The sequence below is a fragment of the Bacillus sp. AFS073361 genome, from assembly GCF_002567005.1.
Lineage (GTDB): Bacteria > Bacillota > Bacilli > Bacillales > Cytobacillaceae > Neobacillus.
In genome coordinates this window covers 1-13656 of record NZ_NUZU01000232.1, presented here as the reverse complement: position 1 = coordinate 13656, position 13656 = coordinate 1, and the positions used below count along the sequence as shown (strand labels likewise).

12 protein-coding genes are annotated in these 13656 nt (G+C 38.6%); 7 read left to right on the top strand and 5 right to left on the bottom strand.

The window, feature by feature from the left end:
* Window positions 1-42: 42 nt before the first annotated feature.
* The 5 genes from mnmE to rpmH all read right to left on the bottom strand — a co-directional run bounded on the left by mnmE (window position 43) and on the right by rpmH (window position 3793).
* Window positions 43-1428, bottom strand: coding sequence for a tRNA uridine-5-carboxymethylaminomethyl(34) synthesis GTPase MnmE (mnmE, locus tag COJ96_RS28060; RefSeq protein ID WP_098577027.1), 1386 nt, complete (start codon window positions 1426-1428; stop codon window positions 43-45).
* Window positions 1429-1716: 288 nt separating this feature from the next.
* Window positions 1717-2340: an RNA-binding cell elongation regulator Jag/EloR gene (gene jag / locus COJ96_RS28055; RefSeq protein ID WP_098577024.1), complete on the bottom strand. Its 624-nt coding sequence runs from the start codon at window positions 2338-2340 to the stop codon at window positions 1717-1719.
* On the bottom strand, window positions 2337-3113 hold the full coding sequence (gene spoIIIJ / locus COJ96_RS28050) for a YidC family membrane integrase SpoIIIJ (protein WP_098577021.1): 777 nt from the start codon (window positions 3111-3113) through the stop codon (window positions 2337-2339). The genes jag and spoIIIJ overlap by 4 nt, the downstream gene beginning before the upstream one ends.
* 153 nt (window positions 3114-3266) lie before the next feature.
* On the bottom strand, window positions 3267-3608 hold the full coding sequence (gene rnpA / locus COJ96_RS28045; protein WP_098577018.1) for a ribonuclease P protein component: 342 nt from the start codon (window positions 3606-3608) through the stop codon (window positions 3267-3269).
* A gap of 50 nt (window positions 3609-3658) precedes the next feature.
* Window positions 3659-3793: a 50S ribosomal protein L34 gene (gene rpmH / locus COJ96_RS28040; RefSeq protein ID WP_007084526.1), complete on the bottom strand. Its 135-nt coding sequence runs from the start codon at window positions 3791-3793 to the stop codon at window positions 3659-3661.
* A 662-nt stretch (window positions 3794-4455) separates the two neighbouring features.
* Between rpmH and dnaA the strand changes: the two genes are divergently transcribed.
* From dnaA to gyrA, 7 genes are all read left to right on the top strand, one after another.
* Window positions 4456-5802, top strand: coding sequence for a chromosomal replication initiator protein DnaA (gene dnaA / locus COJ96_RS28035; protein ID WP_098577015.1), 1347 nt, complete (start codon window positions 4456-4458; stop codon window positions 5800-5802).
* Between the two features lie 194 nt (window positions 5803-5996).
* Window positions 5997-7133 carry a DNA polymerase III subunit beta gene (dnaN, locus tag COJ96_RS28030; protein WP_098577012.1) on the top strand — a complete coding sequence of 379 codons (1137 nt, stop codon included), beginning with the start codon at window positions 5997-5999 and terminating at the stop codon, window positions 7131-7133.
* Window positions 7134-7256: 123 nt separating this feature from the next.
* Window positions 7257-7472, top strand: a complete 216-nt coding sequence (gene yaaA / locus COJ96_RS28025) for a S4 domain-containing protein YaaA (protein ID WP_098577009.1) — start codon at window positions 7257-7259, stop codon at window positions 7470-7472.
* 72 nt (window positions 7473-7544) lie between these two features.
* On the top strand, window positions 7545-8663 hold the full coding sequence (gene recF / locus COJ96_RS28020) for a DNA replication/repair protein RecF (RefSeq protein WP_098577006.1): 1119 nt from the start codon (window positions 7545-7547) through the stop codon (window positions 8661-8663).
* Window positions 8664-8671: 8 nt separating this feature from the next.
* Window positions 8672-8920, top strand: coding sequence for an extracellular matrix regulator RemB (gene remB, locus COJ96_RS28015; RefSeq protein ID WP_098577003.1), 249 nt, complete (start codon window positions 8672-8674; stop codon window positions 8918-8920).
* 66 nt (window positions 8921-8986) lie between these two features.
* Window positions 8987-10912 (top strand): DNA topoisomerase (ATP-hydrolyzing) subunit B, encoded by a 1926-nt coding sequence (gene gyrB, locus COJ96_RS28010; protein ID WP_098577001.1) that lies wholly within the window; start codon window positions 8987-8989, stop codon window positions 10910-10912.
* Window positions 10913-10938: 26 nt separating this feature from the next.
* Window positions 10939-13455, top strand: a complete 2517-nt coding sequence (gene gyrA / locus COJ96_RS28005) for a DNA gyrase subunit A (protein WP_098576998.1) — start codon at window positions 10939-10941, stop codon at window positions 13453-13455.
* Window positions 13456-13656: the final 201 nt, after the last annotated feature.

The following is a 13656-nucleotide window of genomic DNA, read 5'->3' as shown; positions in this document are numbered from 1 at the left end:
CAAGCTTCAGCCCGCCAAATCAAAGGGCTTCCGCTTTCCTTTTTATTTTCCTAAACAGAACTGAGAAAATAGTTGGTCGATCAGGCTCTCATGAACGCTTTCACCAATGATTTCGCCAAGTAATTCCCATGTTCTTGTTAAATCAATTTGAACAATATCTATCGGTGTCCCCATTTCCACTCCTTCAATCGCCTCTTCAATCGACTGTAAGCTTTGGCTTAATAAGCCGATATGGCGGCTATTGGAAACATAGGTCATATCGCCAGCCTCAATGGATCCTGCAAAAAATAATGAAGCAATGGCTTCCTCTAACTCATTGACCCCACGATCTTCAAGCAAAGAAGTGGTAACAACCTTGTGTTCCTTTGCTAAAGCGTATACCTTGTCAAACTCGATTTTTTGCTCCAAGTCTGTTTTATTCACGATAACGATGACATCCATACCTTTGACTACTTCAAAAAGCTTTTCATCTTCTGCGCTCAGTTGCTCTGCGTAATTTAAGACCAGCAAAATCAAATCTGCCTCTTGTAAAACCTGACGGGAGCGCTCCACTCCAATTCGTTCGACAATATCCTCTGTTTCTCTAATTCCTGCAGTGTCCAAAAGCCGAAGGGGGACGCCGCGAACATTCACATATTCTTCAATGACATCTCTTGTGGTTCCAGGAATATCTGTTACAATCGCTTTATTTTCATGGACAAGGCTGTTTAAGAGTGAAGATTTCCCTACGTTTGGGCGGCCAACAATCGCCGTTGACAATCCTTCCCGTAAAATCTTCCCTTGTTCTGATGTTTGTAACAGTTTCTTGATTTCCTCCCTGACAAAATGAGCTTTTTCTGACAGCATTTTATGGGTCATTTCTTCCACATCGTCATATTCCGGATAATCAATATTAACCTCAACATGAGCGAGGATTTCTAAAATCTCCTGTCTGAGTCTCTGAATCAACTTTGATAAGCGCCCTTCCATTTGTCCTAGCGCTACATTCATCGCCCGATCGGTTTTTGCCCTGATTAAGTCCATGACTGCTTCCGCTTGCGATAAATCAATCCGACCATTCAAAAAAGCCCTCTTTGTAAATTCACCTGGTTCAGCCAGTCTCGCGCCATTCGTTAACACTAACTGAAGGACTCTATTCACAGAAACAATTCCGCCATGGCAGTTTATTTCCACTACATCTTCTTTTGTAAAAGTTTTCGGACCTTTCATCACTGAAACCATAACCTCTTCGACCACTTGTTTTGATTTCGGTTCGATCAGGTGCCCATAGTGAATCGTATGGGTTGCTGCTTCAGTCAGCTTCTTCCCGCCGATACTTCTAAATAGTTTGTCTGCAATTTCAAACGCATCATCCCCACTCAAGCGGACAATAGCAATCGCTCCTTCCCCCATCGGAGTGGAGATAGCCGCAATCGTATCATATTCCATTTCCTTCACCTCACACTAAAAACTGTTATCTATATAAAAAATGATTTTTTCTCCAAAACAATAGAATACCACATGATTATCTGTTGAAAAAGTAAACCTTCTCGACCTCTAACTATCCACAATTCAATTTAATCCCATTATTATTTTAACTTATCCACATGTGAATAACAATAAAACGAAAAACGAGAAAAGATTTAGGTTATCAACAACTTCTTTTTTCGACATTTTTTTCAGAAGCCAAAAAAAAACATCCTATCATTCGATAGGATGTTTTAAGGACTTATGATATTATCTTTTCGCTGGAGAAATCACAATAAAACGATGTGGTTCCGATCCATCAGAAAATGTCTTTACACGTTTGTTATCAGATAATGCAGCATGAATAACTTTACGCTCATAAGAAGGCATTGGCTCTAAAGTTACATCTGTTCCTGACTTAAGGGCCTTCCCGGCGAGCCGGTGAGCTAATTGAACAAGGGTCTCATTTCTTCTTTTCCGGTAATCTTCTGCATCTAGAATCACCGTTAAATACTGATTAGAGAAACGATTAAGGACTAATTGTGTTAAATATTGAAGCGAATTTAACGTTTGCCCTCTTTTTCCAATTAATAAAGCAATCTTTTCCCCGGTCAAGATAAAATGAACATGTTTTCCCTCACGCTTAATTTCTATTTCAGCCGGGGCTCCCATTTGTTCACTTACTTGAGTAAGGAATTTCTTAGCTTCCTCAATCGGATCAATGATAACTGTTACTTTTACCACCGCCGGACGTGAACCGAAAATCCCGAAAATCCCTTTTTTACCTTCATCAATAATATCAATATCTGTGCGGTCTTTGCTGATTTGTAATTGAGCTAAAGCTGATTTTACTGCTTCTTCGACAGTTTGTCCTGTAGCAGTTACCTGTTTCACTTTTTTGCTCCTCCCGCATTACCGGATGCCTTTGCCGCCTTTAGATCCGGTCCTTTAATAAAATAAGTTTGTACAATCATAAAGATATTACCTACTACCCAGTACAATGACAGAGCGGCAGGGAAACTAAAGGCAAATACAACAATCATGATTGGCATCATCCAAAGCATCATTGCCATTTGCGGATTATGCTCTTGTCCAGCCATCATAATTTTTTGCTGAATGAACGTGGTAATCCCAGCAACTATCGGCAAGATATAGTAAGGGTCTTTATCCCCAAGGTCAAACCAGAGGAAATTATCTGAAGCAATTTCTCTTGTTCTTGAAATTGCATGGTAAAAACCAATTAAAATGGGCATTTGCACGATTAACGGAAAACAGCCGGCCATTGGATTGACACCATGTTTTGAAAATAGGGCCATTGTTTCCTGTTGCAATTTTTGCTGTGTTTTTTGATCTTTAGAGCTATATTTTTCGCGAAGTGCTTTCATTTCTGGCTGCAAAGCTTGCATCGCTTTCGAACTTCTTGTCTGCTTGATCATAAGCGGCAAAATGGCAAGACGGATGAGAATCGTTACAACAATAATCGATAGCCCAAAGCTTCCTCCAAGAATAAATGCCCCTTCTTTAATTAACCAGGATAATGGATAGACAATGTACTCATTCCAAAAGCCTGTACTCTCCGAAGTAATCGGCTGTTTGATTTCACTACATCCTGTCAGCAGGATAAAAACAGAAAGTAAGCCGACTACTAGTAATATTCTTCTTTTCAACCAAAATTTCCTCCTTACAATAAAGATAGTCAAACCACTCTATGTATTATTTTTTTTACGTTTTTCAAAGGTATTTTATCATTTACGCAAAGGAATTGTCTTCAATATGATGCAAATTTTCAGGCAAATTCCTTCGCATTTATGTCCTTACTATCACTTTTTTAAAACCTTCCCGACTTTTAGAACATGGGTCAGACTTTTTTTCACTTCAAAAAAGTCCATGTCAGCTGCTGGCTTTCTGGCAATAATGACATAATCATTCCCAATTGCTAGCTGCTCGCTTAACTCAAAGATCGATTGCCTTACATAGCGTTTAATTCGATTCCTTGTAACAGCATTTCCAATCTTCTTACTCACAGACAAACCAATCCGAAAATGATCTTGTCCCTCTTTTAATAAGGAATAAACAACAAACTGCCGATTGGCAAAAGACTGCCCCTTTTGGAATGCTGCTTGAAATTCTTTATTCTTTTTAATACGTAGCTCTTTTTTCATAAAAACACCCTCAGTCGGATTAGAAAAAAGACCACTGACTTTTCAGTGGTCTATGCTGATAATACTTTTCTTCCCTTTAGACGACGACGAGCTAGAACCTTACGGCCATTAGCTGAGCTCATACGACTACGGAAACCGTGAACTTTACTATGCTTACGTTTATTTGGTTGATATGTTCTTTTCATTATATGACACCTCCCTAAAGGATGCTATCAAGTTAAGTGACAGTCTTATTCATTATAATAACCTCACCATTAAATTGTCAACCATTCTCTGATATTGTTCCCATTTCCAAATTTTATCGAACATGAATTGGCTAAATACGAGAAATTCTAATCTTATATGAAAATGTCCGATCAATAAAAAAAAAATGATTAATTTTTCTCACTGAAAAGATATCCAACTTCTTGATCCAATATCCCTTAGTTCCTTGTGGATATTTTTTCGACATTATTTTAGCTATCCACACAAGATATTGACAGGTTTTGCACAAAACATCTACTTGTGGACAAATTCTGTGCACATATTGTTATCGTTGTGGATAAACTACGAAAAGGCATTGCGCCTTAAGCAATTATTTGATATTATATTTGTGTTTTCACTCTGAATAACTTTATCCACACCAAAACGTTATCCACAATTTGTGGATATCATGTGGATAGCTTATCCTAGGGTACTGTAGAAAGTTGTCCACAAGAAGTGGATATTGTCGAAACTCCACTTTACTTCCTTATTATTTATTATCCACATTCACTGATTCGTATATTTATAAATTAATAGGTTGTACTGACGGTATAAGAAAAGCGCAAGTGCTAATCTAGGCTGCGTACTAAAGGAGGGATATTATTTGGAAAATATTGCGGATCTTTGGCATGCTGCATTAGCTAATATAGAGAAAAAGATCAGCAAACCAAGCTTTGATACCTGGCTTAAGTCCACCAAGGCCCATTCCCTTCAAGGTGATTTGTTGATTATTACAGCACCCAATGAATTTGCCCGTGATTGGCTGGAAGAACGTTACTCTCAGTTAATCGCAGGAATACTATATGAAATTACCGGCGAAGAGCTTGCTGTTAAATTTATCATTCCGCAAAATCAAAAAGAAGCAGAAAATGATGTGCAATTACCTCCTAAAAAGGTAAAAAAGGACGATGATCATGGGGAATTTCCTCAAGGTATCTTAAATCAAAAGTATACTTTTGATACATTTGTCATTGGCTCAGGCAACCGTTTTGCCCATGCCGCATCGCTCGCTGTAGCTGAAGCACCTGCCAAAGCATACAATCCCCTCTTTATCTATGGAGGCGTGGGATTAGGAAAAACGCACTTAATGCATGCAATTGGTCATTATGTTTTAGATCATAACCCTGCAGCAAAAGTCGTTTATTTATCATCCGAAAAATTTACTAACGAGTTTATTAACTCGATTCGAGACAATAAAGCGGAGAATTTTCGCAATAAATATCGAAATGTTGACATTTTACTTATAGATGATATTCAATTCTTAGCTGGAAAAGAATCAACCCAGGAAGAATTTTTTCATACGTTTAATGCACTCCATGAAGAAAGTAAACAAATTATTATCTCCAGCGACCGGCCGCCAAGAGAAATTCCAACATTGGAGGACAGGCTCAGATCCCGATTTGAATGGGGTTTGATAACTGATATTACGCCGCCTGATTTAGAAACAAGGATTGCCATCCTCAGGAAAAAGGCAAAGGCAGAGGGCCTGGATATTCCAAATGAGGTCATGTTATATATTGCCAATCAAATTGACTCCAACATTCGTGAGCTTGAGGGTGCGCTAATCCGCGTGGTTGCTTACTCCTCATTAATCAATAAGGATATCAATGCCGATTTAGCAGCAGAAGCTTTAAAGGACATCATTCCAAGCTCCAAGCCTAAAGTCATCACAATTTTGGATATTCAAAAGACGGTTGGGGAACTATTTAGTATTAAACTGGAAGATTTCAAAGCAAAAAAACGGACAAAGTCGCTCGCATTTCCTAGACAAATTGCGATGTATTTATCACGTGAATTAACGGATTATTCTTTGCCGAAAATAGGAGAAGAGTTTGGCGGGCGAGATCATACTACCGTCATTCATGCGCACGAAAAGATTTCTAAACTCCTCCAGTCCGATGCCCAGCTGCAAAGACAAATGAAAGAACTTCATGAACTTTTGAAGGTCTAAAACACGACTGAATTATGTGCATAACTTCTTAGTATTTACACACAGTCTGTCCACATGTGGATAGGCTGTGTTTCCGTTGAAATAATGGGTTATCCACATACTAACAGGACCTACTAGTACTTCTACTCTTTTTTTAAAAAAATATATTATGTTTTTAATAACAAAAATATGCTTAAAACGGAGGATTATATTCGATGAAATTTATCATCCAAAGAGATCGATTAGTTCAGAGTGTTCAAGATGTAATGAAGGCTGTTACATCAAGAACCACTATTCCAATTTTAACGGGGATTAAAATTACAGCGACAACTGAAGGTGTTACTCTAACAGGGAGTGATTCAGATATTTCGATTGAATCGTTTATTCCTAAAGAGGATGCTGGTGACGAAATTATTGAAGTTAAACAAGCAGGCTCGATTGTACTTCAAGCAAAAGTCTTTAGTGAAATCGTTAAAAAACTACCGACTGCTTCAGTAGAAATTGAAGTCCTAGGGTCTCTTCAAACCGTTATTCGCTCAGGGAAATCTGAATTTAACTTAGTCGGTCTTGATGCAGAAGAATATCCTCATCTGCCACAATTAGAAGAAAATAATAAATTTCATATTGCCACCGATTTATTAAAAGCAATGATCCGACAAACACATTTTGCCGTGTCCACCTCAGAAACACGCCCCATCTTGACAGGTGTAAACTGGCGTGTTGGAAATGGGGAGTTAAACTGTATTGCAACAGATAGTCATCGTCTTGCACTAAGGAAGGCAAAGATTGAAACGCCAAACAACGAGAATTATAATGTCGTTATTCCAGGAAAAAGCTTAAATGAACTAAGTAAAATTATTGATGACAGTAATGAACTGATTGATATTGTAATCACTGAAAATCAGATTTTATTTAAAGCGAAGCACTTGTTATTTTTCTCAAGATTGTTAGAAGGAAATTATCCCGATACATCAAGATTGATTCCAAGTGAAAGTAAAACGGATGTAACGGTTAATACAAAGGAATTTTTACAGGCAATCGATCGAGCGTCGCTACTAGCAAGAGAAGGAAGAAATAATGTTGTTAAACTTTCGACAATTGAGGGTGGACTCATTGAAATTTCTTCAAACACTCCAGAAGTTGGGAAAGTTGTCGAAGAAATTCAAAGTGAAGCGATTGAGGGAGAAGAATTAAAGATTTCCTTTAGTGCGAAATATATGATGGATGCCTTAAAAGCGCTTGAAGGTCAAGATATTAGAGTGAGCTTTACTGGTGCCATGCGTCCTTTCGTGATTCGCCCGCTTCATGACGAAACGATCTTACAATTAATCTTACCAGTCCGAACATACTAACTTTATATACTTAATCCTCCATGCCACCAAACTATGGTGGCTTTATTTTAGTTTTCTTTGTAACTCTGTCGATTTTTTAGTAAAATAAAGTATTGAGACCATTTTAGAAACGAGGGTGACGATTTGCCTGAAAAAATAAAGCTTGATACAGAATTTATTACCTTAGGTCAATTTTTAAAACTGGCTGATGTAATACAAACTGGCGGCATGGCAAAATGGTTTTTAAGCGAACATGAAATATTTATTAATGGTGAACAAGATCAAAGAAGAGGAAGAAAGCTGCGCTCTGGTGACAAAATCAGGATTCCTGGCTTTGGAGAGTTTGTCATTACTGAGTAAATTAAGAAGTAGTTTATTGAGTAAATTACTTCTTAATTTATTGAATAGCTCAGCTAAAGGATGTTTTCCTATATGTATATTGAAAAATTAGCGCTCACCAATTATCGAAATTATGAAGAGTTGTTCGTAGAATTTGAGAACAAAGTAAATGTGATCCTGGGTGAAAATGCCCAAGGAAAAACAAATGTGATGGAATCCATTTATGTTTTAGCAATGGCCAAATCACATCGTACTTCCAATGATAAAGAACTTATTCGCTGGGACCAAGAATATGCTAAAATAGAGGGTAGGGTTCAAAAGCAACACGGCTCATTGCCATTGCAATTAATTATTTCAAAAAAGGGAAAAAAAGCGAAATCTAACCATATTGAGCAGCGTAAATTAAGTCAATATGTCGGAAATATGAATGTCGTTATGTTTGCTCCTGAGGATCTTAACCTAGTAAAAGGGAGCCCTCAAGTGCGCAGGCGTTTTATTGATATGGAAATTGGACAAGTTTCGCCGCTTTATTTACATGAAATGAGTCAGTATCAAAAGATACTTCAGCAGCGCAATCATTATTTAAAAATGCTGCAGATAAAAAAACAGACAGATCAAACAATGCTGGAAATCTTAACGGAACAATTTATTGGGATGGCTGTGAAAATTGTCACAAAAAGGTTTGAATTCCTGCGTCTTCTGCAAAAATGGGCCAAACCCATTCATCAAGGAATATCGAGAGATCTAGAAACACTCGAAATTACCTATAAACCGTCGGTAGAGGTATTAGAAGAGCAAGATTTGTCGAAGATGATAGCATGCTTTGAAGAAAAATTCAGCAAGGTTAGAACGAGGGAAATTGAACGAGGAACAAGCCTGTTTGGTCCCCATCGGGATGACCTTATTTTTACTGTGAATGGAAGAGATGTACAAACCTTTGGTTCACAAGGTCAGCAGCGGACCACGGCATTATCCTTGAAACTTGCTGAAATTGAATTAATATATGCTGAGATTGGAGAATATCCAATTTTACTTTTAGACGATGTTTTATCAGAATTAGACGATTACCGGCAGTCTCATTTGCTTAACACGATCCAAGGGAAGGTACAGACCTTTGTGACAACCACAAGTGTTGAGGGAATCGATCATCAAACATTAAAGGAGGCCTCAACATTTATTGTTGAAGCCGGAAGGATGAAGAAAGTAAATTGAGGTGAACCATGTATATCCATATCGGGGAAGATATTAATATTAGAGCAAGGGATATTATTTCTATCTTGGATAAAGAGAGTGTTAACAACTCGCCGCTCGTTGAAGAATTCCTCAAGTCTCGAAAGGAAAAGGTAATTAATCTATCTAAAAACCCCTTTAAATCAGTTATTGTCACAAATGACAATGTATACTTATCCCCGATTTCTTCTGGTACTTTAAAGAAACGTTCAAATCAAATGACTATACATGAATTTTGAAGTTAATTACATGTTTTTTAATGATTATATAGATATATTTTTGTCAGAAGGTGCAGGTGAACAAGCATGACTTTAGAACAAAAGGCTGTGGAACAAGCATATGGTGCGGAGCAAATACAGGTTCTTGAAGGACTTGAAGCTGTTCGAAAAAGACCAGGAATGTATATTGGTTCAACAAGCGGTAAAGGGCTTCATCATCTTGTTTGGGAAATTGTAGATAATAGTATTGACGAGGCATTAGCAGGTTTCTGTAATGAAATTAATGTCACCATTGAGGAAGATAATAGCATTACAGTTAAAGATAATGGCCGCGGGATTCCGGTTGATATTCAAGAAAAGATGGGCAGACCTGCAGTTGAAGTTATTATGACTGTACTTCATGCAGGAGGTAAGTTTGGCGGCGGAGGCTATAAAGTTTCTGGAGGACTGCATGGGGTAGGTGCATCCGTAGTTAATGCGCTGTCTACTGAACTTGAGGTTTATGTCCATCGTGATGAAAAAATCCACCGTATTAAATTTGAACGAGGCGCGGTTGTTTCTGAATTAGAGGTAATTGGTACGACTGACCAAACGGGGACCATTACTCATTTCAAACCAGATGGTGAGATTTTTACGGAGACTTTGGTCTATGAATATGACATTCTTGCTACTCGCCTTCGTGAACTTGCATTCCTTAACAGAGGAATCAAAATTACGATAGAGGATAAGCGAGTTGAAAATAAACGAAACGAATATCACTATGAGGGCGGTATTAAATCCTATGTAGAGCATTTAAACCGTACAAAAGAAGTGATCCATGAAGAACCAATTTACATGGAGGGAGAACGCGATGGAATTAGTGTGGAAGTCGCACTCCAATATAATGAAGGCTATACAGAGAATATCTATTCTTTCGCAAATAACATTCATACGTACGAAGGCGGAACACATGAATCTGGTTTTAAAACGGCTTTAACAAGAGTCATCAACGATTATGCGCGAAAAAATGGCCTAATTAAAGACAATGATACTAATCTTTCAGGGGAGGATGTTCGTGAAGGAATTACCGCGATCGTTTCCATTAAACATCCAGACCCACAATTTGAAGGACAAACTAAGACAAAGTTAGGCAATTCTGAGGTAAGAGCCATCACTGATGCCGTCTTTGCCAGCACTTTTGATAAATTCATGTTGGAAAATCCAGCGGTTGCCAAGAAAATTGTCGAGAAAGGTCTTATGGCTGCACGTGCAAGGCTTGCGGCAAAGAAGGCTAGAGAGCTGACCCGCCGAAAAAGTGCTTTAGAGGTTTCTAGTTTACCTGGAAAATTAGCTGACTGTTCTTCAAAAGATCCTGCTGAAAGTGAAATGTATATCGTTGAGGGTGATTCCGCTGGCGGATCAGCAAAGCAAGGTCGTGATCGTCACTTCCAAGCCATTCTGCCACTACGCGGGAAAATTCTTAATGTGGAGAAAGCACGTTTAGATCGAATCCTTTCTAACAATGAGGTAAGAGCGATGATTACTGCGATTGGAACAGGAATCGGTGAAGATTTTGATATTTCCAAAGCGCGTTATCATAAAATCGTCATTATGACGGATGCGGATGTGGATGGCGCCCATATTAGGACACTTCTACTAACGTTCTTTTACCGCTTTATGAGAAAGATTTTAGAAGCGGGTTATGTATATATTGCCCAGCCGCCACTATATAAAGTGCAGCAAGGTAAGCGAGTTGAGTACGCCTATAATGATAAAGAACTTGAAAAGATTTTTGCCGTGCTTCCAGCGACACCAAAACCAAATATTCAACGATATAAAGGATTAGGCGAGATGAATCCTGAACAATTATGGGAAACCACAATGGATCCAGCGAGAAGAAGTATGCTTCAGGTTAGCCTTGAAGATGCGATTGAGGCGGATGAAACCTTTGATATGTTAATGGGTGAAAAGGTAGAACCACGTCGTAATTTCATTGAGGCGAATGCCCAATACGTGAAGAATTTAGATATATAAAGCAACGGTGAAAGGAGGTAATAAGTATGGCTGATACGCCAAATTCTCAAGTAACAGAGATTAATATTAGTAAGGAAATGAAATCTTCCTTTCTCGACTATGCAATGAGCGTTATCGTTTCACGTGCCCTTCCAGATGTTCGGGATGGATTGAAACCAGTTCATCGCCGTATTCTATATGCTATGCATGATCTTGGAATGCATTCAGACAAACCCTATAAAAAGTCAGCTCGTATTGTTGGGGATGTAATCGGTAAATATCATCCACATGGTGACTCTGCTGTGTATGAAACAATGGTTCGGATGGCACAGGACTTCAACTACCGTTATATGCTTGTTGATGGACATGGAAACTTCGGATCTGTCGATGGTGACTCTGCAGCTGCGATGCGTTATACAGAATCAAGAATGTCGAAAATCTCGATGGAGTTATTACGAGATATAAACAAGGATACGATTGATTATCAGGATAACTATGATGGGGAGGAGAGAGAGCCAGTTGTTCTGCCAGCTCGGTTTCCTAACCTTTTAGTTAACGGGACAACAGGAATCGCTGTTGGGATGGCAACTAATATTCCGCCGCACCAACTTGGAGAGGTAATCGATGGAGTTTTAGCGCTTAGTCGTGACCCTGAAATTACTACACAAGAGCTCATGGAAATTATTCCCGGTCCAGACTTTCCTACCGGAGGTATTATCATAGGCCGAAGCGGTATTCGTAAAGCCTATGAAACAGGCAGAGGATCCATTACAGTTCGTGCTAAGGTAGTCATTGAGCAAAAGGCAAATGGTAAAGAAGTTATCATTGTTAATGAATTACCTTATCAAGTGAATAAGGCGAGATTAGTTGAAAAAATCGCTGAACTTGCCCGTGATAAAAAAATCGAAGGTATTACTGACCTGAGAGACGAATCCGACCGAAAAGGTATGCGGATTGTTATTGAAGTTCGTAAAGATGCGAATGCCAACGTCCTTTTAAATAATTTATATAAACATACAGCATTACAAACTAGCTTCGGAATTAACACACTTGCCCTAGTTAATGGACATCCAAAGGTGTTGACACTTAAACAATGCTTAGTCCATTACCTGGACCATCAAAATGTAGTTATCCGCCGGAGAACCGAGTTTGAACTGCGTAAAGCGGAAGCACGTGCCCATATCTTAGAGGGGTTAAGGATTGCGCTAGATCACTTGGATGAAGTCATTAATTTAATTCGTAGTTCTCAAACGACTGAAATTGCTCGAGAGGGCTTGATGACTACCTTTAATCTTTCTGAAAAGCAGGCCCAAGCGATCCTTGATATGCGCTTACAGCGTTTAACAGGTTTAGAGAGAGAAAAGATTGAAGAAGAATATCAAAACCTTGTGAAGCTGATTGCTGAATTAAAGGCAATATTAGCTGATGATGAAAAGGTTCTTGAAATTATCCGCGAAGAATTGTTGGAAATCAAAGAGCGCTTCAATGACAAACGCCGGACAGAAATTGTTACAGGCGGAATAGAAAACATTGAAGATGAGGATCTAATTCCACAAGAAAATATCGTTATTTCCTTGACTCATAATGGTTATATTAAGAGACTTCCAGTTTCCACCTATCGTGCTCAACGACGCGGAGGACGTGGAATCCAGGGAATGGGAACCAATGAGGATGATTTTGTTGAACATTTAATAACGACTTCAACACATGATACGATTCTCTTCTTTACGAACAAAGGTAAAGTTTATCGTTCAAAAGGATATGAAATACCTGAATACAGCCGTACGGCTAAAGGTATTCCGATTATTAACCTCCTTGGTATCGAAAAAGGAGAATGGGTCAATGCGATCATTCCGGTGGAGGAATTTGTGGATGACTGGTTCCTATTCTTTACAACCAAAGAGGGAATCTCAAAACGCTCCCCATTAACTTCATTTGCCCATATTCGCAACAATGGCTTAATTGCCTTAAGTTTGCGTGAAGGTGATGAATTAATCAGTGTCCGCTTGACCGATGGCAGCAAGGATATTATTATTGGCACCAAAAAAGGTATGTTGATTCGGTTCCCAGAAACTGATGTTCGATCTATGGGAAGAACGGCCACTGGTGTGAAAGGTATTTCTTTAGATAGTAACGATGAAGTAGTCGGAATGGAAGTTTTAGAGGAAACGAATGATGTTCTTATTGTAACCAAAAATGGTTATGGAAAACGAACAACTGCATCTGAATATCGTATCCAAGGCAGAGGCGGAAAAGGAATCAAGACATGCCATGTGACTGAAAAAAATGGTGATCTTGTTTCGATGCGCGCGGTTACTGGTGAAGAGGATCTCATGCTGATTACCACTGGCGGTGTACTTATCCGGATGGATGTTGGTGGGATTTCTAAGATGGGCCGAAACACTCAAGGTGTGAAGCTTATAAGCATGAAAGAAAGTGAAGATGAATTTGTAGCTACAGTAGCTAAGGTAGAAAAAGAAGAGGAAGAAGAAAACCTTGAACCTGATTCTATTGATACGGTGGAAGAGCATTCTGATGTGGTAACTACAGAGGAAGAAGAATAAAATTTGAGGGGGGCACACTAGGTGTGTTCCCTTTTTTATTAATTTCAGGGCGGTGGAGTTAATATTATCGGAATAAAATATTTAAAAGATCCTTATTGTAAAAAAGAATAGAAAAATTGTTGACTTTAGTTTTTACAGGTGGTATATTTATTAAGTCGCTTACGGGCGATAGAGAAATTGATCTTTGAAAACTAAACAAAC